The organism is Streptomyces sp. SID12488 (assembly GCF_010548275.1).
Lineage (GTDB): Bacteria > Actinomycetota > Actinomycetes > Streptomycetales > Streptomycetaceae > Streptomyces.
In genome coordinates this window covers 235,960-259,633 of record NZ_JAAGLT010000010.1, presented here as the reverse complement: position 1 = coordinate 259,633, position 23,674 = coordinate 235,960, and the positions used below count along the sequence as shown (strand labels likewise).

Sequence of the window (23,674 nt, the reverse complement as noted above, 5' to 3'; positions counted from 1 at the left end):
GGGGCTCGACCGGCTCGCCCGCTGGGTGGAGCCGGGCGTCGGCTGGGACGACCTGGTGCTGCCGCCCACCACGGACCGGCGGCTGCGCGAACTCGCGCTGCGCGCCCGCCACCGCGAGCAGGTGCTCGGGCAGTGGGGGATGCGGCCCGGCGGCGGCCGGGGGCGCGGCGTGATCGCGCTGTTCGCCGGCGAGTCGGGCACCGGTAAGACCATGTCCGCCGAGGTCGTCGCCGCCGACCTGGGCATGGACCTGTATGTGGTGGACCTGTCCACAGTTGTGGACAAGTACATCGGGGAGACCGAGAAGAACCTGGAGCGGATCTTCACCGAGGCCTCCGCTGTCAACGCGGTGCTGCTCTTCGACGAGGCCGACGCGATCTTCGGCAAGCGCTCGGAGGTGAAGGGCGCGCACGATCGGCACGCCAACATCGAGTCGGCGTACCTGCTCCAGCGCATGGAGTCGTTCGACGGCATCGCGGTGCTGACCACCAACCTGCGGGCCAACCTGGACGAGGCGTTCACCCGCCGCCTGGACGTGGTGGCCGACTTCCCGGTGCCCGACTCCGGCCAGCGCCTCGCCCTGTGGGAGCGCTGCCTGGGCGACCGGCTGCCCCGCGCCGACGACCTGGACCTCGCCTTCTGCGCGGACCGCTTCGAACTCGCCGGCGGCTCCATCCGCGCCTGCGCGGTGACCGCGGCCTACCTCGCGGCGGAGTCCGGCACCCCGCTCACCATGGGGCAGCTGGTGACGGCGGTCGCCCAGGAGTACCGCAAGCTCGGACGGCTGGTCCTGGAGGGCGAGTTCGGGCCGTATCTGGCGACGGCGACCGGGGCCTGAGGGGGCGGGAGGCGTGGCCACGGTTCCGGTCGTTGGCCCTCCGAGCAGGACAGCGGCCCCTCCGTGAGGTGTCACAGGGGGCCGGACGCCGGTGTCAGAGGTTGGCCTGGTGCGGGGTCAGCGGATGGTCTCCAGGATGTCGAGGATGAGCAGGACCGCCGCTCCGGACATGGTCATGAGGGCGAGTGTCCACACCCATGACTCCAGGCGTCTCCTGCGGGCTCGGTGGGACATCATGTGCGGGCTCCCGTCGCCGGGGCGGGAGTGGGGGCCGGGTGGTGGCAGGCGCAGGTGCACACGAGGTAGTGGACTCCGGGTACGCCGGTGTCACGGGGTTGGGAATCCTGGCAGTGGGGGTGCTGGCTCAGGGCGCAGCGGGGGGAGCGGAAGGGGGGTTCGGGTGTCCAGGCCGGTTCATGGGGGTGGGGCGTCGTCGGCCTCTGGCCCCTGCCGAGGTCCGTTCCGCCGACCAGCGGAATGACGTACCAGCGTGCGCCTTTGGCGTCCTGGTGGTCGCCCTCGTGTCCTTTGGGGAGGATGCAGGCGCCGCTCTCGCTGAGGATCGGTGCTCCGTAGAACAATGAGGCGCGGATCGTCCCGCACGTATCGGTGGGTTGAGTGCTCATCCGGCACCTCCGTCGTACGCCTGGCGGTACGCGTCCCACAGCCCTTGTCCGTTCCCGCACCCGTCCTGCGCCTTGCGGACACGCTTACAGTCGGCGCACTTGCGGGCGTGCTCGAACCACATGCGGTAGGCGCGCAGCATCGGCAACTCGGCCTGTCGTACGGCGGCTTGGACTCTCGTACCCCTTTGGCCGGTCATCGGACCCTCACCGCGCTCAACTCGGCGTGGATGTCCCGGGTGTCGACGTCGATGCCGAAGTCCACGGCCAGCACCGCGACCGTCCGCCGACGCAACCGCACCGCCCGTTCGCGCGCTCCCCAGTAGGGACGTACGCGAACCCTACGAGCCCTCGTGACGGCGTCCGTCTCTGAAGGCCAGTCTGCGAGCGCGGCGGGCAGGTAGGGCCGTGACAGTCGGGACGCGGAACCGTCCAGGTGGCCCTGGTCGGCGCTGTACGGCGACCGGCGCACAGCAGGTACCCGTACCGCCAGACCGACAAGGTCTCTTGGGTTCTTGCTGGTCACGACGGTGGGCGCCGTCATGGGTGGTTTCCGGCGGGTGCCGGTTGGCGGGATCACGCGGGTGAGGCCCCAGAGAACCAGGGTCATCACCACCCAGTGCAGCGCGGCAGCGCTACGCTCGGCCATGTTCATCAACTCCTAACGGTTGGTGGGCCACGCCCCCGGACGTTCGCACCGTCGCGGGGGTCTGCCATAAGCAGAGGATACGCGCATTCGCGCATTCGCGGTCGCTCGGTTTCGCGAAGACGCATACGTTCGAGTCATGGATCTCGACCGGGGCAAGCCTGTATGGACCCAGATCGCCGATGAGCTGCGGCGCAGGATCGATGCGGGCACCTACGTTGCCGGTGCGCGCTTCCCTGCCGTGGTGGACCTCGCCGCAGAGTTCGACGTCGCGGCGTCAACGATTCAGAAAGCCGTGGCCGCACTCAGGGCGGAGGGCAGGCTCCGCACCGTGCTGGGGCAGGGCTCGTTCGTTGAGGACGTACCCCGGCCCGAGGAGTAGGAGCGCGTCGGCGCGCTTCACCGTCCGTGCCGCCGCGCGGAAACTGGAGTGGTCCGGAGGCGAAGATGTGGCGGATCGAGACCGGCCGGACGTCCTTGCGGAGTCTGGATGTCGAGGCCATGTGCAAGGTCTACGGAGCGCCCGACGATCTGCGCGACGCCCTGATGGGACTCGCCAAGGAGACGAAGGCGCGCGGCTGGTGGCACGCGTACGGCGATGTGATCCCCGACGGATTCGATCTCTTCATCGGCCTGGAAGAGGCCGCATGTGACGTCGACTGGTACGAGAGTGAGCTGATCCCTGGCCTGCTCCAGACTGCGGACTACACGCGCACGGTCACGGGTGCCGACAACCCCACCGAGGACGACGAAGAGATCGAACGGCGTGTGAACCTTCGTATCGCACATCAGGTGCTGCTCACCCGGGTGACCGAACCGACGCGGTTGAACGTCGTCCTGAACGAAGCGGTGTTGAGGCGCCCGGTCGGTGGAACGACCGTTATGGCGGGACAGCTCCTGCACCTGTTGAAGGTCGGTGAGTACCCCAACGTCACCATCAAGGTGGTTCCGTTCAGTGCGGGACTGCACTCAGGTGTCATGTCGGGCCCGTTCGGCATCACAGAACGCACCATGTCCTGGCTCGCCGGATGCCGCAGACTGCACCGCCGCTACGAGCGCAAAGCCGACCACTTCCTGGCCTTCACCAGCATCGCCTGCACCCTCATCTGCTACCGCAGACTCGCCAAATGAGATGGTTTCTAAGCGCTTGCTCAGCCTATGTCAGTCGAAGTTACTCATCGGTCACCCGGTCTGTCCAGAGTCCGAGTCTGTGATCCAGCGCCCTTCGGCGGAGTCGTGCACGTACGCCGGCCTCCCCCTGGTCCCGCTCGTGCGGAACGGCTTCCCGCCGTCCGTGATCCGCACCGTCCCCGTACGGCCCCCGGCGCTCCACTCCAGCTCCAGGTACCAGCGGCAGTCGCAGCCCGCCGTCCGCGCGGAGACCAGCAGCTCCTCGGGGTCGGAGGAGGTGACCTTGTACGGGAAGGAGACGGCCGGGATCTTCCGGACCTCGGCGCCGGAGGCGTCAAGGCCGTCGGCGGGCCTCGCGAGCGGGCGCGGCCGGTCGAGGTCCACGGCGAAGTGGCGCGGGGTGAGGGCGCCGCCACAGCCGTTGTCCATCCGGTACGCGTTCCACGGCAGCGGCGCGGCGCGGTCGACCACGCGCACGTGCAGGGCATGGAGGACGACGGCGTCGGACGGCGACCGGCCCTGGACCGTGATCCGCACCAGCGCCTCCCCGCCGTGCACGGCACCGTGCGTCCCGGCCCACGCCCCGGAGTCGGCCGCGACCGGCGGCGGGGCGACCGCGCGGGGGGCCCGGTCCACGAGGTAGGTGTGCCCGCAGCCGCCCTCCCAGAGCTGGGAACCGATGCTCCAAGTGAAGGGGAGGGGGGCCGCGGTCCGCCCCGGAGCGGTGGAAGCGGGAGCGGGGGCGGAAGCCGTATGGGTGGGGTGGCCGAGCAGGGCGGCGGCGAGGGCGAGCACGACGAGGGCGACGGCGGCGGCGACGAGGAGGGGAGCGGGGGCGCCACGACGGGGGCGGGCGCGGGGCGCCTCCGGCGCGGACGGATCCGGGGCGGTCGGGTCCGGCGCGGTCGGGTCCGGGGCGGGGCCGGGGCCCGGTTCCGGCGCGGACGGGTCCGGGTTCGATTCCGGTGCGGCCGACACGGCCGGCACAGGCGTGGGCGCGGGCGAGGCCGCTCGGCGGCGGGCGCGGTCCGCCTCCGTCCAGGCCGCCTCCAGGGCCCGCCGTTCCTCCTCGTCCGCCCCGCACAGCAGGGCGAGGCGGTCGACCACGGCGAACTCCTCCGGGACGGTCGCGCCCGAGCAGTAGCGGTGGAGGGTGGACGCGCTGACGCTCAGCCGCCGGCCCAGCGCCTCGTAACTCCTCCCGTCCCGCGCCTTCAGCGCGCGCACGAGCCCCGCGAACTCCTCGACGGCGGCGTCCTTCGGCATTCCATCCCCCTCGGCCCTGCGTCCTATCCTTCACGTCCTTGCACGTCAGCGGGGGTGGAATGGTTCCGGGACGGCTGGTGGGCGCGTGATCGTTGCAGTCGGCGGGCGCCGGCCCCACGCTGGTTGAGCACTGACCGAACGAACGGCCCGACGGGGGATCCACCACCATGAACAAGTTCCGCACCGCACTCGCCACCGCAGCCGCTGCCGCACTGGGCCTCGCGGCCCTCGCCACAGCCCCGGCGCAGGCCGCTGCCCAGCCCGCCTTCCTCGCCGCCTCCCAGATGCCGCCGTCGTCGACGCCGTGGACCGCCACCCAGGTCTTCACCGGCGTCCCGGAGAACGGCGGCGTCCTCTGCGCCCCGTACAAGATCCCGGCGCAGAACTCCCGCTACCGCGAGTTCAGCACCGAGCTCGACACCAACGGCGTCCAGGTCACCACCGTCGCCCGTACTGAGGCCGATGCCGTGAAGCTGGTCGACACCCTCCGCGGGGCCCTCGCCGGCTGCGGCCCCCGGCTGGAGCAGCAGAACCCGGGCCTGCAGGCCGTCAGCGCCTCCCACGGCAAGCTCGCCGTCGAGGAGGGCGCCTGGGTCTACAGCCTGGACACCGCCGACCCGCAGATCGGCATCTCCGACATCCACCTGTTCTCCGTCGGCCGCGACGGCCGCACCGTCACCCTCGTCCGCTGGGGCCAGATGGGCGACCTCAAGGACGCCCCGCTGACCGCCTTCCGCACCACGACGAAGACCGCCGTCAACAAGCTCCACTGACCCGGGGGCTCCCCCGAGGGCTGACCACAGCTCGACAGCGGCGCGGCCGGAACCCGGGCGCGCCGCTGTCGTGCCCACCTGCTCCGCCGGCGGCGACCACTTCCTGGCCTTCACCAGCATCGCCTGCACCCTCATCTGCTACCGCAGACTCGCCAAATGAGATGGGTCTCTCAATCGCCGGCGGCTACACGGTGGTGCGGGATTGCAAGAGCGGCCGTTGAGAAGGGCGTGCCAGATCTGTGTCCGCTATGCCGGGGAGCTACGGGGACACCGAGGACAGACTTGGCAGCCGATCCCCCACCGACACCGCTCCACCCAAACCCAACAGGCTGGCCGCCATCCTCAGGTCACCCGAGCTTTCCAAGCCGAGGTCACTGCACGTCAGCACCTGAGCGCCTCAGTCGGCCAGGTGGAAGCACGACAGGGGAGGAAGCATGACAGGGCCCTCCCGGGACGTCGCCCGAAAGGGCCTCTGTCGGGCGCTCAGAGACCTCGGTCGCGGTTCCAGCGGCTCACGTGCATCGCGTAGAAGACGTTGCCGACGCCCGCAGTAAACATGAGCAGCCAGAAGTGGGCCCAGAGCGACTGACGGCGGCGCCTCAGCCCCACCCCGCCGATGACGGCTGCGGCAGATGCTGCAACCGAATTGTTGTTGTTGATGATGATCGTCGGCGGCTGTCCATACGGCTGGACAGGCTGCTGATCCGGCGGTGTCGCCATGCTGCGTCGACTCCTCGGTGAGCTGAATGTGCAAGAGCGATCCGCACCCTAGAGGCGCTTGGCCGGTCACCGAGGTCGAACCAGCCACGCGTCACCCAGTCGAGGCATGTTGACGCTGTCCGTCATGTCGGCAACGCGATTTCCGTCTCGCGGCCCAGCCGCCTCCAAACGCAGGTGAACGCCTCTGTACGCCGTCCGGAGCCTCACCGTATGGGCACCGCTACGAGAGCCGTCGAATGGCGATATCTCTCAGGCACTCCAAGTCTCGACGTGCTTCCAAAGATAGTTGGCGAGTTCGGGCGGATGGAGTTCGAGCGCTCTCACGGCTGACGCATCCAACGCGACTCTCACCGCCGAGAATTCACCTATATCGGGATCATCGAGTTCAGGACCGCTACGGCGATCCAGATCCATGTCCAGCACGTCGGCGCGAAAGTAGTGCTGCACGACGGTGACCTTTTCGCCCGGTTCGGTCAAGGTCAGAAACTCGGTCGCAGGGCCGATTGTTGCACCGATCTCTTCCATCACTTCGCGGCGCAGAGCCGCTTCAAGGTCGGCGTCGTCAGCTTCGACACCCCCACCGACGGTCGTGCAGTAGAGGGCGCCACCCGGCCATCCTCGACGCAGGAACACCAACTGACCGCCATCGAGGAGAACCGCACGAACGTTGTGACGGACCTTCATACGCGCGACGATAGTGCGCCCGTCCCGACTGGACGGCACGAACCGAGCAGACCGGACAGGGACAAGGCCTGGTGCGCACCATCGGCGCACCAGGACGAGCGGGGAACCATGGTGAAAGGAACCAAGCCCGAGGGAACCACTCTCCCGCCGTTCGCCCGGCTCAGCGCCCGAAGCGGCCCCAAGTGATCGCTGCTTCCCAAGCTGGGGGCGCCGCTCCGTCGTCACGGGCCGGTTGTCGCGGCTTGCTCTGGTCGACGGTCCCGACAGCGTGGTTGAGGCTGGTGGGGGTACAGCGAGGCATACGCGCGCCCAGTCGATCGGCTAACCCGCCATCGTGGCGGGCTGTCGTCGGCTGAGGATCAGATCGAACAGTGTTTGGCAGCTTCATCAGTGAAAGCGCAGAGCATCCCGATGAACTCCCGGTACTCATCGGGGTCATCGCGTTCCTTACTGGGCGGCCCGTCGATCCACTGCTGCCAGAGTCCGCCGGGGACGAGGAACCGAGCCGCATTGTCAGTACGGAGCTTGGCGTCGAGCAACAAGAGCGCGCCAAGGGCGGCCGTCTGGTCGTAGTAGAGGTCAAGGCGAGGTAGGTAGCGGTCGAGGTAGGCGACCAGGAGGTCGGCGTCGGCGGAGGTGCCGAAGGTGGCCAGGGCGACGCAGTAATCCTGCCCCGCGAAGGGCCCCGCGCTGGCGAGCAGGAGTTCGCCGAGACGTTCCCGGAACTCGGTTCTGCCGGCAACGGCAATGAGCCAGGCGGCCGTTCCCCTCTCGCGCCATCCTCGGTCGAGCAGCACGCCCAGTTCACGAGGACTGATCTCGCCGGCAGCCTTGCCCAGCTTCCGTATGAACTTGGCTCGGTCGCGCCCACTCATACCGAGAAGTGCGCCGCCGAGTTTGAGATACCGACGGTCGCGCGTGACATAGCGGCGAGTCAACTTGAAGATCTCGTACTCTTCGCGGGTGCAGCGCATGCCAGCATCCTTGTATGGACGAAGCTGTCAGACCAGCGATCCCGCCGGTCAGGCGTTTCAACCCTGCGTGTCTCTCCGTCTCAGTTTCCGTCTCGTTCAGCCCAGTTCATGGCCGTTCAGGATGGACCACGCGCCAGGCTCGTCTCGCGGTCCAACCGCCCATGAACCCAGGTGAACGCCCCTGTACGGGGCCCCCGGTGATACCACCACAGTTGGAAAGCGTGTACCTGGTGCTGACGCTGGCGTACGGGCCGCATCGCTGCTCAGCCCCACTGTCAGACTGGCGCTGTACGGTCCGCTCCATGACTGAGAGACCCACGACGAACTGGCGCGACAGCATAGCCAAGGAAGCCGAAGAGCTTGCCGCCGGCACTCTGGACCCTGAGTGCACGTGCATGGCGGGACTGTTCCCCGAAGAACTGCTCACGTCGACCGATGCCGTCCTCGACACCTTCGAGAGAGAGCTTCCCTGGCTGAGTGAGGCAGACGACGCGCAGATCTTCGGCGCCGTGGAACGCGTCGTCCTGGCCCTGAACGCCGTGAACGAAGCCCACAACGAAAGTGCCTACGAAACCGACGAGCGCGAGCAACTCTGCGACTTCATCGACCAGTCGCTCACCGAGCACGGCATCGACGTCGCCGCACTGACCGCCCGGCATGGACTCGGCCGGTACCAGATCACGGACAAGTGGCGGAAGTGGTAAGTCCGCTCGCTGACGCTGCCCGCTGGGCACCGCCTTCCTGACACAGCAGCGCTGCCGCACCACAAACGCACCAGATCGAGCGGGGAACAGCGGGGCATCACGGGGAAAGCAGCCACGCCCGACGGGATCGCACCGCGGCCGTTCGCCCAGGTCAGCAACCGAACCGGCCGCAAATGCTCGCTGCTTCCCAAGGTGAGAGCGCCCATCGCCATCCACGAACCGCCAGTCAGAGCAGGTGAGGGTGATGCTCAGGAGTCGGACATCTTGTCCTCGTAGTCCGAGTCGGTACCGCTGCCCTGCGACTGCGAGCCGAACTGGATGCTGGCGAACGGCTGTCCCGGCGCCGCCTGCTGGGAACCGTCGGACATCTCGACGTCGGACCCGTCGCTGGAACTGATGTCGCTGTCGGGCTCGGGTGCCGGGGGCGGAGCGTCGTGCAGGGTGTAGGTCACGTTGGCACCGGTGCCGGACTTGGTCACCCAGCCCGCGTCGACGTACGACTTGATCAGCTTGTCCCGGCGGTCCTTGGGGAAGGTCGATTTCGACATGCCCTGCATGTGGGTGCCGACGGTACTGGTACCGGGGGCCTGGCCCTGGGCGCTTGCGGCCTCGTAGTCCCCGTAGGCGAGGAAGGTGGCCTTGTCCTCGGACAGTGCCGCCACGGCGAAGTCCTGCATCTGGGCCTCGGTCCGCGTCGTCGCGCCGGCCAGCGCGTCCTTCGCCTGCGTGTAGTACTCCGCCAGGTCGCTCGGGTCCTTGCCCGCCCTCATCAGGTCGTTGACGTCCGGCTCGTTCTCCCACGTGCGGTAGGTGGCGTTGTCGAGGTAGATGTCGATGCTGACCGGGGTCATCACGTGACGGTGGTTGCCGTGCGCCGTCGCGTAGTGCACCTCGAAGCGGAGGTTGCCCGAGCCCACCCCGACCAACGCCGTCTCGATCCGGCGCCACATGCCGGTGCCCTGGTTCAGGGACCACTGGGGAACGATGTTCTCCGTGACGTCGCTCCCGCCCACCTCCAGACCCATGACGTGGCCGCGGTCGTAGCCGGCCCCGCCGAACAGGTCCTTCCAGACGTCCGCCTCGCTGGGCGCCCCACGCTTGCCGACCTGGGTCTTGTAGGCCTTGTGGAGTTCCTTCACCGCGATCGGGTTCGGCGCCGCCGCCCGGCCGGCCGTGCCCGTCGGGTTGACGGGGCCGGTCACGACACGGGGACGCTGGATGTTGAGGTTCTGCCCGTTCTGGGTGCCGGCCTTGGTGGGTTGGTAGTGCGACACGACCGCGTTCTCCAGCGTGGTGCTGCTGGCCCGCTGCACCATGTCCGCCTCCGCGCCCACCCCCGCCGTCACCTCGTGCTCGTGCCCATCCGCCTCCGGCGCACGCTGCACGTCCGGCGTCGGCCCGGACATGACCTTGCGCGCGTTGGCCTCGGCGGCTCGTTCGAACTTGTCCGACGGGTCGGAGACCTTGAGCCCGTGGCCGTGGTCGGTGCCCGACACCGGACCGTTGCGCTGCTGGACGACATGGGTGAGCTCGTGGGCGAGGGTGTGCTTGTCGCCGCCCCCGGCGCCGAGGACGACATGGCTGCCGGAGGTGTAGGCGCGGGCCCCGATGGCACGGGCCGAGCGGGCGGCGGCGGACCCGGTGTGCAGTCGTACGTCGGAGAAGTCGGTGTCGAACCGGGACTCCATGTCCTGGCGCACCGGCGCGGCGAGGGGTTTGCCGGCGGAGCCCAGGACTTCGTCCACTCCGTGGTCGAGCTGCTCCGGGGCAGGCGTGGGACGGGCTCGGCGGGCGATCATGGCGGTCACCGCGGTGTTGCCCGCGCCGCCCTGGGCAGATCGGAGCGCGTCGGCGGTGAGCGGGCGCGGTACCGCGCTGCCCGCGGATGTCTCCCGGCGGGCGGCGGGGGTGCCGCGCGTCGGCTGCGCCGCCTCGTTCTGTTCGGCGTGCGCCCCGGACTTCCGCATCTACTGCCTCCTCGTTGGCGCACCCTTGCTGCGGCCCCCAGGGGACCGCTCGGGCGAACCGGCTGTCCAGGCCCGCGCGGGCAGAGCGAGGGCAAGTCCGGGCGGCGGCCGGACGGTTCGCACAGGCAGACGGAGGCAGTGATCCTGCCCCTCGCCAGGTCCCCGCGGCCCTGTCGTCCCGGTGGACCCCCGCGCAGAATCGACCCGGACACATGTCCGATCCGCAGGACGCGAAGGAGCGAGCATGCCGACGTACCTCACCCCGGGCGTTTACGTGGAGGAGGTGCAGTCCGGTGCCCGACCCATCGAAGGGGTCGGCACCGCAGTCGCCGCGTTCGTGGGATTCGCCGAGGGCGGCCCGTTCCACACCCCGACGCTGGTCACCAGCTGGGACCAGTACACGCAGACGTTCGGCGGCTTCACCGAGGGCGCCTACCTGCCCCTCTCGGTCCACGGCTTCTTCTCCAACGGCGGCGGCGCCGCGTACATCGTGCGGATCGGCGGCCAGGCCGAGGACGCCTCCGCCCCGGCGGTCGACGGCGGCCGGCGCGGCGACAAGGCCGCGGAGCCCGTGGCCCTCGGCGGCTTCCTCGTCGCGGCGAAGCCCGGCGTCAGCGGGGTGTCGGTCGAGGTCGCCGACGCGGACGGCGAGAACCCGCCCGAGGACCGTTTCAAGGTCCTGGTCCGCCAGGGCGACCAGGTCGCGGAGACGTACGAGGCCTCCACCCGCAAGAACGTCAAGGGCTACCTGGTCAGCCAGGCCCGCTCCTCCAAGCTGATCCAGGTCACCGAGCAGCAGGCCGCTCCCCAGACCAGGCCCGCCACCCAGACCCTGGCCGTGCCCGACGCCCCGGCCGCGCCCAGCGCGAACGGCTCCGGCGAGGTGGCCCGCCTCAACCCGGCGGAGTACGTCGGTGACGCCGCCGCCCGCACCGGGTTCGGCGGCCTGGAGACCATCGACGAGATCACCATGGTCGCCGTGCCGGACCTGATGAGCGCCTACCAGCGCGGTGACATCGACGCCGAGGGCGTGCGCACCGTGCAGCTCGCGGTGATCTCGCACTGCGAGCAGATGGGCGACCGCGTCGCCGTCCTGGACACTCCGCCCGGCCTCGGCGCGCAACAGGTGCGCACCTGGCGCAACGACGAGGCCGGCTACGACTCCCGGTACGCCGCCCTCTACTACCCATGGGTCCGTGTCTTCGACCCGGCCACCGGACGCAACACCAGCGTCCCGCCGAGCGGTCACATCGCCGGTGTGTGGGCGCGCAGTGACGCCGAGCGCGGTGTGCACAAGGCGCCCGCCAACGAGGTGATCCGCGGCGCGGTGGACCTGGAGCTCCGGCTCAGCAAGGGCGAGCAGGACCTGCTGAACCCGATCGGCGTGAACTGCGTACGGGCCTTCCCCGGCCGGGGCATCCGGATCTGGGGTGCCCGCACCCTCTCCTCAGACCCGGCCTGGCGCTACCTGAACGTGCGCCGCCTCTTCAACTACCTCGAAGAGTCCATCCTGTTGGGCACCCAGTGGGTGGTCTTCGAGCCGAACGACGACCGGCTGTGGTCCAGCATCCGGCGCAACGTCACCGCGTTCCTCACCGAGGAATGGCGCCGGGGCGCGCTGTTCGGCCGTACGGCCGAGGAGGCGTTCTACGTCAAGTGCGACCGCGACAACAACCCGTCGGAGTCCATCGACCAGGGCCGTGTGGTCTGCGAGATCGGCGTCTCGCCGGTCAAGCCCGCGGAGTTCGTGGTGTTCCGGCTGGCCCAGTTCTCCGACAGCACCAGCCTCGTCGACGAGTGACCTGCGGGTCGGTAGAGACGCAGTGAAAAAGACCCGCAAGGAAAGGTGACAGACAGTCATGTCAACAGGTGATGCTCTTTCCACCCACGTCTTCGGCGTGCAGCTCGGCGGCTATCTGGTCGAGTCGATCCAGGAGATCAGCGGACTGACCGTCGAGGAGGAGGTCGTCGAGGTCAAGCAGGTCAGCGCCGAGGGCAAGCAGATCATCCGCAAGCAGCCCGGCGCCCGCCAGGCAGGTGAGATCACGATCACCCGGGGACTCGACCAGAGCAGCGAGTTCACCAAGTGGATCAAGGAGACCCTGAACAACGGCGCCGTGAACTCCGCGCGGCAGAACCTCACCATCGAGATCAAGGACACCGAGGGCAACACGGTCCGCCGCATCCAGCTGATGCAGGGCTGGGCCTCCAAGTGGGAGGGCCCGTCCCTGAAGGCGGGCGAGTCGTCTCCGGCCACCGAGTCGGTCACGATCGTGTTCGAGGAGATCATCGTCGAATGAGGCGTCGTACGGTGACGGCGGGCAACCTGGAGGAGCTCCTCCAGGTGACGGAGCCCGCCCAGGCGTCGGAGCAGGCGGCGGCACGTCCCGCCGCCGCCCCGCCACGCCGCGAGGACCACGGGCTGCGCACCGAGTTCGAGTTCGAGCTGCCGCGCGGGTACGTCGACGAGGCGGGCACGGTGCACCGCCACGGCTCGATGCGCCTGGCCACGGCCCGTGACGAGCTGCGGCCGCAGATCGACCTGCGGGTCAAGGAGAATCCGGCGTACCTGAGCGTGGTGCTGCTGAGCCAGGTGATCACCCGGATCGGCTCGATCAGCGATGTGCACGCCGGGATCGTCGAGCGGATGTACGCCACCGACGTCGCCTTCCTCCAGGACTTCTACCGCCGGGTCAACAGCGAGGGCCACACCCGCGCCGCGGTGACCTGCCCGCACTGCGAGGGCGGCTTCGAGGTCGACCTCTCGGGTGGGCGCCTGGGGGAATCGTGACGTACGCCCTTCCCCGGCTCCGGGAGGAGATCGCGTACATCGCCTACCACTTCCACTGGCGGCGCGAGGAGATCCTCGACCTGACCCATGACGAGCGCCGGCAGTGGGTGGCGGAGATCGCCCGTATCAACACCCGTGTGAACGAAGGCGGTTGAGCACATGGCATGGCGGGACAGGCTGCGCCGCCGGGCCGCCGCGGACCGCTCCGGCGTCTCGGGGGACGGTCCGTCCGGCGCGGGCCCGGACCGTGGCGCGCCCGACGGCCCGTCGCCGTCCGCGCCCAGCGACCCGTCGCCGGCCGTGCCCGTCGCCCAGGGTTCCTCCCTGCCCGGCGACTGGGACGGCGGCTGGCGCCGCACCGCCGCGCCGGAACTCACCGTCTCCCGCGCCCCGTTGGGCGTCAGCGACGGCCTGGCCTTCCGCTCGGGCCTCGCCTCCTGGCAGAACCCGTCGTTCGACGCCGGCCTCGGCCACGCCCTGCTGCCCACCGCCCCGACCGGTCTGGTGAGCGGCGTCACGCGCCCGGCCGCCACCCCGCGGACCGCCCACAGCGCCGGGGGTCCGCTGCTGCTCCGGGCGCTGCGTCCGCAGGGGGCGGACGGGCCGGGGGAGAGCGAGAGCAAGGGTACGGCGGACACGCCGACGACCCAGGTCTCACGCCGGACGCGTCCGGGCGCACGGCCGTCCGGCCCGGCACCCCTGGGGGAGCGTTCCGGCGACAACAGCACTGCTGGGAAGGGCCGTTCGGGCGGCGGGGGCGGTGGTGGTGGCGGCGACGCCGCATCGCGGGCCCGCGGCCTCACGTCCGCGGACTCGCCCGCTGTACTCTCCTCGTCACCTCCCGCCGTCCAACGTGCCGCCCGGCCCGACGCCGCCCCGGTCGTGACACCGGCTGCTCCCGCGACCCCGCTGGTACGACGTGTGGCGGTGGTCCCGCCCGCTGCTGCTGCCGGGGCCACGCCCCGGCCCGCCCAGGCCGAGCCGTCCCGTTCGCCGGCCGGTTCCGGGGGCCGTACGCCTTCCGGACCCGCCGTCCAACGCACCGCAACAGGGCCGCAGTCCGCCGGGGGAGCCAGGCAGCCGGAGGCATCCCGGGCCGCCGGCTCCGCCGTGTCCGTGTCCCACCCGGCCGTCCGGCTCCGCCCGGTGGGGGCCGCGCTGACCGTCGCCCGGCGCCCCGCCGGACCCGCGCGCCGCGTCCCCGCCCTGCGGCCCACCGCCGCACCGGCGCCCGACAGCGCCACCACCCCCGACCCACCCGTCCTGGCCTCCGCCCCCGTGCAACGCGCCGCCACGCGCGAGCCCGGGCGCGGGCCCCTCGGTGCCCCGCTGAGTGAACTGCCTTCCACGGCAACACCGTTGGCGCAGGGCGCTCCCGCGCCCGGCGCCGGATCCGCGACCGGTCCGACCGGTCCGGCGCTGCCCGTCGTCCAGCGCCAGGCGGAAGGAGCGGGCGGCACTCCGGGACCGCCGGGACCGTACGACGCCGGTACGAGGGGAACGGCACCCGCCGCCCCGCGCCGCACCCTCGACCCCGCCCCCGGCAACCGTGGGGCACGCGCGCGTGGTGGCCTCGGCGCTCCGCTGTCCGCGCTCCCGCCGAGCGCCGAGGTGCCAGGTTCCGCCGCGTCCGGTGCCCGCGCCTCCCGCCCGGACATCCAGCGTGCTACGGCACATCAGGACCCGGGGTCCGGCGCCGCCCCGGCGCCATCCCTGCCGGATCGTGGCCGGACGACCGCCGAGGCCGCACCCCGCACGCAGGGCGCGCCGCTGCTGGGGACGGGCGACGTCCAACGCAGCCTCGCGGACCCGTCCGCCACCGGGGGCACCATGCCGCCCGGCCCCGCGGACCACGGAAACGGCCCCGCCACACCGCTGGTGACACCGTCCGCAGCCGCCCCGGCCCACGGTCCGGCAGGCGCCGCAGGTTCGGAAGGCCCGGCCCGGAACGTGCCACGACCCGGCACGACGTCCGGCGGGCAACAGCCCCGAGTCCCCTCCGTTCCGGGCCCGGTCGTCGTCGCGCGAGCGGTGGCCGAGGGCACGGGAGCAGGCTCCGGTTCCGGCTCAGGCGGGCACCGGACTCAGGGCCCCGCTGCTTCGGGTCCGGGCGTCGACGGGCAGCGGCCCCGGGACGCCGCTGTCCTGGGTGGTGCTGCCCGGGGCCCGGCCGTCACTGCGCGGGCGACGGCTGGAGGCACGGGAGGTGACCGGGCTTCCGGCGGGTCGGGCGTCGACGGGCAGCGGCCCCGGGACGGCGCTGTCCAGGGCCGTACCGCCCAGGACCCGGTCGTCGTCGCCCGCGCAACGACGGCCGAAGGCACGGGAGTTGGTTCCGGTTCCGGCTCGGGCAGGTACCGGCCTCAGGGCCTTGCTGCCCCGGCTCCGGTCGTCGTCGCCCGGGCCGTGGCCCAGGGCACCGGAGGCGCCGGACCCTCCGGCTCGGCAGACCCGCACGGCCTCCCCGTGACCCGCTCCACAGCGCACCCCGCCTCGTCGGCACCTCGTACCCTCTCGCTGCTCGCCGAGCGTCGCCTCACCCTGAACACCCGTGCCCCGGAAGGGGTTTCACAGCCCGCCGTCTCGCGCTCCGGCGCCCGCCCCGTGGTGGCGGCGCGCTGGCCCGGCGCACTCACCGCCCCCCGGAGCGACTCCACGCCGACCGCCGGCCCGTCGGCGCCCTCGCCAGGCCGCACCGGGACCACCGCGCTCCCGGTGCCCGGCCCGTCCGCCCACTCCCCGGCCGCACCGCAGGTCCAGCGGGCGGCAGCCCCGTACTCCGGACCGGAGGGCTCGAAGGGCTCGGGCGTACCGACGACGACCAGTTCCCCGGCTCCCGTTCAGCGAGTGCCGGTCGTCCGGCCCGCGCCGACCCGCCAGGGGACGGCCGCTCCGGTTGCCGCCGTACCGGCGAGGCCCCTGCCGGTGACCGGCCCGCAGGCGCCGCCGCTCGCCGACCGTCCGTCGGCCGCCACGGCACCGGTGGGACCCGTCCCTGTGGTCCGGCCGAGGACCGTTACGGCGGCCGACGGGACTGGCGGGACCGGCGAGACGGCACTCGCGGTGCAGCGCGACGGTCGAGGCCGCCCGCGGTCGTCCTCCGCGCCCCCCGCGCCGCAAACAGGCGCACAGGCCAAGGAGGTTCAGGCACCCGGCCGGAAGCGGTCGGCGTCCGTGTCCTCAGCGGCCCCCGCCTCCGCAGCCTCCGCGTCAGCCACGTCGTCCGCCGCCTCCGGCAAGAACGCGGCCCACTTCACCAAGACACCGAAGACACCCCAGGACGACCCCGGCCTCGACCTGGACGACCTGGCGCGCCGCCTGCTCGACCCGGTGGCCCGGCTGCTGCGCACCGAACTGCGCCGAGGCCGGGACCGCACGGGCCGCCCCTACGACGGACGCCGCTGAGAGCCAGAACGGATGACGGACGAATGACGGACAACATCTTCGCGACGAGTGTGTTCTTCCGGCTCGCGATCGGCGGCAACGACCTGGGCGCCTTCCACACCTGCTCCGGCATGGGCGCCGAGGTCGAGATGGAGTCGTACGCCGAGGGCGGCAACAACGGCTTCACCTGGCAACTGCCCGGCCGCGTGACCTGGTCGAACATCACGCTCACCCGGCCGGTCACCGCCGACACGGCGAAGATCGCCCGCTGGCTCGACGACACGCTGAAGCGGGTGGAGCCCAAGGACGGCGAGATCGTCGCCCTGAAACCGGACCTGACGAAGATCATCAGCTGGCAGGTGTTCGGGATCGTCCCGGTGCGCTGGCAGGGGCCGTCCTTCGACCCCGCCAGTTCACAGGCCGCGGTGGAGACCCTGGAGATCGCCCACGAGGGGCTGCGCCCGTCCTGACACACCCTCAACGCCCGCTTCCCCAGCACGTATCGGCCCCCGGAAAGGAGGTCCCGCCATGTCACCAACACGCACCAGCCGGGCCAGGGCCAAGCTGACCCTGAAGGAGCCCCCGGCGTCGGTCGGCGCGAAGCCCGGCGGGACCATCACACACCTCGACCTCCAGTTCAACCCCTCGACCCTGCAGCTGAACAAGACCACCGAGTGGCGGCGCTCCCCGTCCCGGATGGCGGGGGAGTCGGCGCTGCCCGAGTTCGTCGGCAGCGGTCCGCGCACGTTGAGCCTGGAGGTGTTCCTGGACGCCACCGCCAAACACGACAAGTCCGTGGAGCGGGCGGTGGAGAAGCTGATGAAGGCGTGCGTGCCGACCCCGGCCAGCCTGGGCCGCAAGAAGCCGGCCAGCCCGTGGGTGCGGTTCACCTGGGGCACCGCCAAGACGACCTCGTTCGACGGGGTGCTCTCCAGCCTGTCGGTGTCGTACACGCTGTTCGACGTCGACGGCACGCCGCTGCGGGCCACCTGCGCGCTGTCGATCGAGGAGGCGAGCGTCGGCCCGGCGGGCCAGAACCCCACGTCAGGCTCGCGCACCGCCCGCAGTACGCACACCGTGGTGGCGGGCGACAGCCTGGCGATGCTCGCCTGGCGGGAGTACGGCGACGCGACGGCCTGGCGGGCCATCGCGGAAGCGAACGGAATCGACGACCCGATGGCGCTCGCGCCCGGCACCGAACTGGTGGTGCCGGGGCTGCAGGACGCGGACGGTGAGGAGAAGCTATGACCGCCGAGGCAAGGGGCCGGTTGTTCGCGGCGGACCCCGTGGTGGAGGCGCCCACCGAACTTCCGCAGATCTGGGCCGCCCAGCTGGTGAGCTGCGTGGTGGACGAGAACGTGGGCCTGCCCGACGCGGCACAGCTCACCTTCCGCGACCCCGACCACGAGTTCCTGCAGGCGACGGGCATCACCATCGGCACCCCCCTGAAGGTGTCGGTGGTGACCGTGTCAGGGCGGGCCCGCGAGCCGCTGTTCAACGGCGAGGTGACGGCCCTCGAACTGGACCAGGACAGCACGGGCACGTTCACCGTGGTGCGCGCCTACTCCAAGGCGCACCGCCTGCAACGGGGCCGGAAGGTGGTGGCGTACCGGAACATGACGGCGTCGGCGATCGTCCGCAAGGTGGCCGCGGGGGCCGGGCTGGCCTGCGGCACCGTGGACGCCGGGAAGATCGCCTACCAGCAGCTCTCGCAGGCGAACGTGTCCGACTGGGACTTCCTCCAGTTCCTGGCCGCGGAGAGCGGCGCGTTGGTGCGCGTCGACGACAAGGGGCTGCTCCAGTTCACCAAGCCGGTCAAGGCGTCCGGCGCGCCCGCGCCGTCGACCTCGTCGTCCCGCGACCCGATGGTGCTGCAGTACGGGGCGAACCTGCTCGCGCTGCGGGCCTCGCTGTCGGCGGCGGACGGGGCGTCGCGGGTGGAGGTGCGCGGCTGGGACGTCACCAACAAGAAGCAGCTGGTCTCCCGGCAGCTGTCGGTGATCAGTGACACGGTGGTGCCGGGCCTGAGCCCGACGGACGCCGCCGCCCGGTTCAGCAGGAAGGCGAAACTGACCGTCACGGACACCTCGTATCGCACCCTGGCCGAGACGGCGGCGGTCGCGGACGCGGTGGCCGACCAGGTCAGCGCCGGCTTCGCCGAGCTGGAGGCGGTGGCCGAGGGCAACCCGCAGCTGCGGGCGGGCAAGCCCGTGGCGCTCGGCAACGTCGGACAGGCGTTCTCCGGCAAGTACACGGCGACGGCGGTGCAGCACGTCATCGAACCGTACGGCGGGTACCGGACGACGGTGTGGGTGAGCGCCAGCCCGGACCGCTCCCTGACCGGCCTGGCGACCGGCGCGGGCGCGCCCGGGCGCGGCTCGCGCCTGCCGGGTCTGGCGATCGGCGTGGTGACGGACGTACGCGAGATCGGCGGCGCCGAGAGCGGCTCGGTGAAGCTCAAGTTCCCCTGGCTGGACGACACTTACACCACCGACTGGGTGCGCACGGTGCAGTGGGGCGGCAAGGGCGGCGGAGGCGTGTTCAGCCCCGAGGTCAACGACGAGGTCCTGGTCGGGTTCGAACAGGGCCTGCTGGACAGCCCGTACGTCATCGGCGGGCTCTACAACGGTGTGGACAAGCCGTCGACCCACAAGGTCCCGCTGATCGACAAGGGCACCGGGAAGGTCAACCGCCGCTCTATCGTGTCGCGTTCGGGGCACCGGATGGAGCTCCTGGACGCGCCGCGGGCTCAGGGCCAGTCCGGCCTCAGGCTCGTGAGCGGTGACGAGCGCCTCGAAGTACGCCTCGACCAACGGCGGGGCGAGATCGAGCTGACGGTGTACGCCGGGAAGGGCGTACGGCCCCTCAGCTCCGTCCTGCTCGACAAGAAGGGCATCACCCTGGACGCGAGGCAGGGCAACGTGAGCGTGTCGGGCCGGAACGTGGACATCCAGGGCCGGGTCGGGGTGACGGTCGGCGGACGCAACGTGAACGTCAGCGGCATCACGGGCGTCACCGTCGCGGCCCCGCTCATCCGGCTCAACTGAGGCCCAGCACCCTTCAACCGAGGCCCAGCACCCTGACCAGCGAAAGGAGCACCGCATGCCGGCCGCAGCCCGTACCGGTGACCCCACCAACCACGGCGGCGTGATCGCCACCCCGCCGCCCGGCGCCGCCGTGGCGGTGGCCCGGGTGCTGATCGGCGGCCGTCCCGCCGCCGTCGTGGGCAGTCTGCACACCTGCGTCGTGCCCCCGCACGCGGCCCTGGGACCGGGCAACGTGATCCTGCCCAACCCGGCCGGGCTCGCCTCGGGCCAGGTACTCATCGGCGGACTGCCGGCCGCGCGGGCGCGCGACCAGACGACGTGCGGCGCGATGATCCTCACCGGCGCCCCCAACGTCCTGATCGGGGGCGTGTGATGGGCGAGCGGTTCGGTCGGCGTGACTGTGTGCGCCCATTGTGGGTCGGGTGCCCCGTGTGCGGCGCGATGATCCTCACCGGCACCGCCAACGTCCTGATCGGGAGCGTGTCATGAGCGACCGGTTCATCGGGCGCGGCTGGGCGTTCCCGCTGCGCGTCGGGCCGACCGGCGGGATCGGCATGGTCGAACGGGAGCGGGAGATCGAGGAGGCGATCCGCCTGGTCCTCGGCACCGCACCCGGCGAGCGCCCCATGCGCCCCGAGTTCGGCTGCGGCATCCACGACTACGTCTTCGCCCCCGCCGACGGCGCCACCGCCGGACTCATCGCCCAGCAGGTGCGCGAGGCCCTGGAGCGCTGGGAGCCGCGCATCGCGGTGGACGACGTGGTCGTCGCCTACGACGCCGTCGAGGCCGGAACCCTCTACATCGACGTGCACTACACCATGCGTTCCACCAACGACCGGCGCAACCTGGTCTTTCCCTTCTACACGATCCCCTCCGAGGAGGGGGCCGAGGAACTGGTCGCCGACTGATGGCCCTGCCCTCCCCCAACCTGGACGACCGGCGGTTCCAGCAACTCGTCGACGAGGCGAAGCGGTACGTGCAGCAGCGCGCCCCGGAGTGGACCGACCACAACGTCTCCGACCCGGGCGTCACCCTGATCGAGACGTTCGCCTACCTCGTGGACCAGCTGCTGTACCGGCTGAACCGGGTCCCGGACAAGAACTACACAGCGTTCCTCGACCTGTTGGGCATCCGGCTCTATCCGCCGGCCGCCGCCACGGCCGAGGTCGACTTCTGGCTGTCGGCGCCGCAGCCCGACACGGTGACACTGACCCCGGGCACCGAGGTGACCACCGCGGGCGGCGAGGGCGACGAGGCCGTGGTGTTCACCACCGCGGACGAACTACGCATCGTGCCCAGCGAGTTGATACGCCTGGTGACCGCGCCCCGGACCGGTGAGCAGACCGACCGGACCAGGACGCTCGCCGAGGCCGGCGACGTACCGTGCTTCCAGCCCGCACCGGAGCCGGGCGACGCGCTGCTGTTCGGTCTGCCGACGGCGGTACCGCGCTGCGTGGTCGTCGTACAACTGGACAGCCGTGTCGAGGGCATCGGCGTGGACCCGCGCCAGCCCCCGCTGGTGTGGGAGGCGTGGGCCGGCGGCGGCTGGCAGGTGTGCGAGACCGGCGAGGACACCACCGGCGGCCTGAACCGGCCCGGCGAGGTCATCGTGTACGTACCGGCCGGGCACACGGCGTCGGTGATCGGCGGGAACCGGGCCGGCTGGCTGCGCTGCCGCGTCACCGAGGCGGAACCGGGCCAGCCGTTCTACTCGCAGTCCCCGACGGTGCGCGAGGCGGCGGTGTTCACCGTGGGCGGCACCATGTCCGTCGAGCATGCCGAGACCGAGACCGACGTACCGCTCGGCACCTCGGAAGGGGTCTCCGGGCAGACGTTCCGGATCGGCCGCCCGCCGGTCCTCCTCGATGGCGAGCCCCCCGTGGTGGAGGTGTCCTCGGAGGAGGGCTGGCAGCGCTGGGAGGTGGTGGAGCACTTCGGCCGCTCCGGCCCCGCCGACCGGCACGTCCGTGTCGACGCCACCACCGGCGAGTTCGGCTTCCCGCCGGTGCTGCGCGAGCCGGACGGCACGCTACGGCAGTGCGGTGCCGTGCCGCCCAAGGGCGCCCGGATACGGGTGGCCCGCTACCGCACCGGCGGCGGCCCGGCGGGCAACGTCGCCCGAGGGTCGATCTCGGTCCTCCGCAGCTCCGTTCCCTACGTCGCCCGGGTCGTCAACCGGGAGGCGGCGCGCGGCGGCGTCGCCGGCGAGACCATCGACAACGCCAAGCTGCGGGCACCGGACGCGCTGCGGATGCAGGAACGCGCGGTGACCGCCGAGGACTACGAGATCATCAGCCGCCAGGCGGCACCCTCGGTACGCCGGGTCCGCTGTCTGCCCGCGGCGGACGGCCCGGGCGCGGTACGCGTCCTGGTCGTCCCCGACGCGGTGGCCGACGAGGGCGACGACCGGCTCCGCTTCGAGCAGTTGATCCCCTCCGACCAGGTGCTCCGAGCGATCACTTCGAGCCTCGACGAACGGCGCCTGATCGGCACCCGCCTCGTCGTGGAGCCGCCGGCCTACCAGGGCGTCACCGTGGTGGCCCGGCTCGCGGCGGCCCCGGGCGACACCGACCGGGTACGCGACGCGGCGCTCGCCGCACTGTTCCGGCACCTCAACCCGCTGCACGGCGGTCCGGACGGCACCGGGTGGCCCTTCGGGCGGCCGGTCCAGTACGGCGACGTCTTCGGCGTCCTCCAACGCGCCACCGGCAACGCGCTGGTGGAGGAGATCCTGCTGTTCGCCGCCGACCCGATCACCGGTCGGCGCGGAGCACCGTCGGACCGCATCGACGTCGCGGCGGGGGCGCTGGTCTTCTCCTACCAGCACCAGGTGGTCGTCACGGCCATGGAGCAGCCGGCGGCCCGGGGATGAGCAGCCGCGCCGCCGTACCCGGCCTGCCCAGCCAGTACCCGATCGGCGGGCAACTGCCTGCCCTGTACGCCGACGACGACTTCGCGCAGCGGTTCACGGCCGGCCTCGACACCGTCCTCGCCCCGGTGTTCGCGACCCTCGACAACCTGCCCGCCTACTTCGACGCACGGGTGGCTCCGAGTGACTTCCTGGCCTACCTGGCGTCCTGGGTCGGCGCCGCGGACCACCCGCAGTGGCCGGTGGAGCTGCGCCGCGAGGCGGTCGTCCGCGCGGTGGAACTGCACCGGTGGCGCGGCACCAGGCGAGGCCTGGTCGAGGGCCTGCGGCTCGCGCTCGGCGTGCACGCCGAGGTGAGCGGGGACGGCGGCGCGGCGTGGTCGAGCACCGCCGGCGCCGACCTGCCGCCCGAGCCCCCCGCCGAGACCCTGGTCCGGGTATGGCCGGACCGCGAGGCCCGGGTGGACGAGAGCAAGGTCCACGAGGTCGTCCGGGCCATGTGCCCGGTGCACACCGTCTGCCGGGTGGAGATCCTGCCCGGCCCGCCCACCGACGAAGGGAGGTGACGTCATGCGCGCATGTCCCACGTGCGGGGCGTCCAACGGCCCCACGGACGACTTCTGCGGCAACTGCGGGTCGTACCTGGGGTGGTCGGACAGCACGTCGTCCTCGGGCACGCCGTCCTCGGGCACGCCGTCCTCGGGTACGCCGTCTTCGAACGCGTCGACTTCGGCAACGCCGACGGACCAGTCGGCACCGAGTACGCCCACGGAGCCGCCGGTCACGAGTGTGCCCCGACCCACGGCTCCGGAGCCGTCGGCCCCGAGCACACCTGCCGAATCCCCGGCCGCCCCGGATGCCTCCCAGCCCGAGGCCGCTCCGCCGACCACCACTCCGGCGCCCTCGTCGCCCCCGGCCGAGGAGCCGACGCCCGCCGCGCCCGCCCGCGGTTCGTCGCTGCGCACCCGGCTGACGGGCCGCCGCCGCGGCGAGGATGGCAATGACAATGGGGACGGGGATGGGGGTGAGGGCTCCGGGACCATCTCCGGCCAGTACGGGGAGACGGCAAGTCCCGTACCCCGTCCCGACCCCGGCCCCGACGATGCCGACGCCGAGCCCTCCGTTCCCGTTCCCGTTCCCGCTCCCGGGCCGACCTCTCGCGAGGACTCCCGCACGAGCACGGCGTCCGCGACCCCGGTCACCCGCCCTGCCCCTGTAACCAGGCCTGCTCCGGCCACCCCACCCGCTCCGGCCCCT

At 71.6% G+C, this 23,674-nt stretch carries 26 protein-coding genes; 18 read left to right on the top strand and 8 right to left on the bottom strand.

Annotated elements, in window-relative coordinates:
- Positions 1-838: ATP-binding protein (locus G3I56_RS18645; RefSeq protein WP_164410231.1), on the top strand; the 838-nt coding region annotated here is incomplete at its 5' end.
- Positions 839-1,071: 233 nt separating this feature from the next.
- On the opposite strand, the gene G3I56_RS18640 is transcribed toward G3I56_RS18645, so the two are convergent.
- The 3 genes from G3I56_RS18640 to G3I56_RS18630 are packed head-to-tail and all read right to left on the bottom strand — an operon-like array spanning position 1,072 to position 2,110.
- Positions 1,072-1,464, bottom strand: a complete 393-nt coding sequence (locus tag G3I56_RS18640; protein ID WP_164409916.1) for a hypothetical protein — start codon at positions 1,462-1,464, stop codon at positions 1,072-1,074.
- The gene (locus G3I56_RS18635; protein ID WP_164410229.1) at positions 1,461-1,661 is read right to left on the bottom strand and encodes a hypothetical protein; all 201 of its coding nucleotides are present in this window, start codon (positions 1,659-1,661) and stop codon (positions 1,461-1,463) included. Before G3I56_RS18635 ends, G3I56_RS18640 begins: the two co-directional genes overlap by 4 nt.
- A complete protein-coding gene (locus G3I56_RS18630) occupies positions 1,658-2,110 on the bottom strand; it encodes a hypothetical protein (RefSeq protein WP_164410227.1) in 453 nt (150 codons plus the stop codon). Before G3I56_RS18630 ends, G3I56_RS18635 begins: the two co-directional genes overlap by 4 nt.
- 136 nt (positions 2,111-2,246) lie before the next feature.
- Between G3I56_RS18630 and G3I56_RS18625 the strand changes: the two genes are divergently transcribed.
- Positions 2,247-2,489: a winged helix-turn-helix domain-containing protein gene (locus tag G3I56_RS18625; RefSeq protein WP_164410225.1), complete on the top strand. Its 243-nt coding sequence runs from the start codon at positions 2,247-2,249 to the stop codon at positions 2,487-2,489.
- A gap of 65 nt (positions 2,490-2,554) precedes the next feature.
- On the top strand, positions 2,555-3,238 hold the full coding sequence (locus G3I56_RS43935; RefSeq protein ID WP_343239985.1) for a Scr1 family TA system antitoxin-like transcriptional regulator: 684 nt from the start codon (positions 2,555-2,557) through the stop codon (positions 3,236-3,238).
- Positions 3,239-3,289: 51 nt separating this feature from the next.
- Here the strand turns inward: G3I56_RS43935 and G3I56_RS18615 are convergent, their stop codons facing one another.
- On the bottom strand, positions 3,290-4,504 hold the full coding sequence (locus tag G3I56_RS18615) for a helix-turn-helix transcriptional regulator (RefSeq protein WP_164410223.1): 1,215 nt from the start codon (positions 4,502-4,504) through the stop codon (positions 3,290-3,292).
- 167 nt (positions 4,505-4,671) lie between these two features.
- On the opposite strand from G3I56_RS18615, the gene G3I56_RS18610 reads away from it, so the two are divergent.
- The gene (locus G3I56_RS18610) at positions 4,672-5,277 is read left to right on the top strand and encodes a hypothetical protein (protein WP_164410209.1); all 606 of its coding nucleotides are present in this window, start codon (positions 4,672-4,674) and stop codon (positions 5,275-5,277) included.
- A 483-nt stretch (positions 5,278-5,760) separates the two neighbouring features.
- Here the strand turns inward: G3I56_RS18610 and G3I56_RS18605 are convergent, their stop codons facing one another.
- The 3 genes from G3I56_RS18605 to G3I56_RS18595 form a co-directional block, all read right to left on the bottom strand.
- The gene (locus G3I56_RS18605; RefSeq protein WP_164410207.1) at positions 5,761-5,997 is read right to left on the bottom strand and encodes a hypothetical protein; all 237 of its coding nucleotides are present in this window, start codon (positions 5,995-5,997) and stop codon (positions 5,761-5,763) included.
- A 249-nt stretch (positions 5,998-6,246) separates the two neighbouring features.
- Complete coding sequence (locus G3I56_RS18600; RefSeq protein ID WP_164410205.1) at positions 6,247-6,681, bottom strand: NUDIX hydrolase; 435 nt, start codon at positions 6,679-6,681, stop codon at positions 6,247-6,249.
- A gap of 359 nt (positions 6,682-7,040) precedes the next feature.
- Entirely contained in the window at positions 7,041-7,655 is a 615-nt protein-coding gene (locus G3I56_RS18595; RefSeq protein ID WP_164410203.1) for a DUF6000 family protein, read from the bottom strand.
- Between the two features lie 302 nt (positions 7,656-7,957).
- Here G3I56_RS18595 and G3I56_RS18590 point away from each other — a divergent pair, with 302 nt between their 5' ends.
- Positions 7,958-8,359, top strand: a complete 402-nt coding sequence (locus G3I56_RS18590; protein WP_203690134.1) for a hypothetical protein — start codon at positions 7,958-7,960, stop codon at positions 8,357-8,359.
- Positions 8,360-8,607: 248 nt separating this feature from the next.
- On the opposite strand, the gene G3I56_RS43230 is transcribed toward G3I56_RS18590, so the two are convergent.
- Entirely contained in the window at positions 8,608-10,326 is a 1,719-nt protein-coding gene (locus G3I56_RS43230) for a DUF4157 domain-containing protein (protein ID WP_203690132.1), read from the bottom strand.
- 244 nt (positions 10,327-10,570) lie between these two features.
- Between G3I56_RS43230 and G3I56_RS18580 the strand changes: the two genes are divergently transcribed.
- From G3I56_RS18580 to G3I56_RS18525, 13 genes are all read left to right on the top strand, one after another.
- Entirely contained in the window at positions 10,571-12,127 is a 1,557-nt protein-coding gene (locus G3I56_RS18580) for a phage tail sheath family protein (RefSeq protein WP_164410201.1), read from the top strand.
- Positions 12,128-12,185: 58 nt separating this feature from the next.
- Entirely contained in the window at positions 12,186-12,626 is a 441-nt protein-coding gene (locus G3I56_RS18575; protein WP_164410199.1) for a phage tail protein, read from the top strand.
- Positions 12,623-13,117 carry a zinc-ribbon domain-containing protein gene (locus G3I56_RS18570; protein ID WP_164410197.1) on the top strand — a complete coding sequence of 165 codons (495 nt, stop codon included), beginning with the start codon at positions 12,623-12,625 and terminating at the stop codon, positions 13,115-13,117. The genes G3I56_RS18575 and G3I56_RS18570 overlap by 4 nt, the downstream gene beginning before the upstream one ends.
- Positions 13,114-13,272 carry a DUF6760 family protein gene (locus G3I56_RS43225; RefSeq protein WP_189151611.1) on the top strand — a complete coding sequence of 53 codons (159 nt, stop codon included), beginning with the start codon at positions 13,114-13,116 and terminating at the stop codon, positions 13,270-13,272. The genes G3I56_RS18570 and G3I56_RS43225 overlap by 4 nt, the downstream gene beginning before the upstream one ends.
- Before the next feature lie 4 nt (positions 13,273-13,276).
- Complete coding sequence (locus G3I56_RS18565; protein WP_164410195.1) at positions 13,277-16,522, top strand: hypothetical protein; 3,246 nt, start codon at positions 13,277-13,279, stop codon at positions 16,520-16,522.
- A 23-nt stretch (positions 16,523-16,545) separates the two neighbouring features.
- Entirely contained in the window at positions 16,546-16,971 is a 426-nt protein-coding gene (locus tag G3I56_RS18560; protein WP_164410193.1) for a phage tail protein, read from the top strand.
- Positions 16,972-17,029: 58 nt separating this feature from the next.
- A complete protein-coding gene (locus tag G3I56_RS18555; protein WP_164410191.1) occupies positions 17,030-17,749 on the top strand; it encodes a LysM peptidoglycan-binding domain-containing protein in 720 nt (239 codons plus the stop codon).
- The gene (locus G3I56_RS18550) at positions 17,746-19,548 is read left to right on the top strand and encodes a VgrG-related protein (protein ID WP_164410189.1); all 1,803 of its coding nucleotides are present in this window, start codon (positions 17,746-17,748) and stop codon (positions 19,546-19,548) included. Before G3I56_RS18555 ends, G3I56_RS18550 begins: the two co-directional genes overlap by 4 nt.
- A 55-nt stretch (positions 19,549-19,603) precedes the next feature.
- Positions 19,604-19,921 carry a PAAR domain-containing protein gene (locus G3I56_RS18545; protein WP_164410187.1) on the top strand — a complete coding sequence of 106 codons (318 nt, stop codon included), beginning with the start codon at positions 19,604-19,606 and terminating at the stop codon, positions 19,919-19,921.
- Between the two features lie 112 nt (positions 19,922-20,033).
- Positions 20,034-20,456: a GPW/gp25 family protein gene (locus G3I56_RS18540; protein WP_164410185.1), complete on the top strand. Its 423-nt coding sequence runs from the start codon at positions 20,034-20,036 to the stop codon at positions 20,454-20,456.
- On the top strand, positions 20,456-22,420 hold the full coding sequence (locus G3I56_RS18535) for a putative baseplate assembly protein (RefSeq protein ID WP_164410183.1): 1,965 nt from the start codon (positions 20,456-20,458) through the stop codon (positions 22,418-22,420). The genes G3I56_RS18540 and G3I56_RS18535 overlap by 1 nt, the downstream gene beginning before the upstream one ends.
- Positions 22,417-22,983: a phage tail protein gene (locus G3I56_RS18530; protein ID WP_164410181.1), complete on the top strand. Its 567-nt coding sequence runs from the start codon at positions 22,417-22,419 to the stop codon at positions 22,981-22,983. Before G3I56_RS18535 ends, G3I56_RS18530 begins: the two co-directional genes overlap by 4 nt.
- Positions 22,984-22,995: 12 nt before the next feature.
- Positions 22,996-23,421 carry a hypothetical protein gene (locus tag G3I56_RS18525; protein ID WP_164410179.1) on the top strand — a complete coding sequence of 142 codons (426 nt, stop codon included), beginning with the start codon at positions 22,996-22,998 and terminating at the stop codon, positions 23,419-23,421.
- Positions 23,422-23,674: the final 253 nt, after the last annotated feature.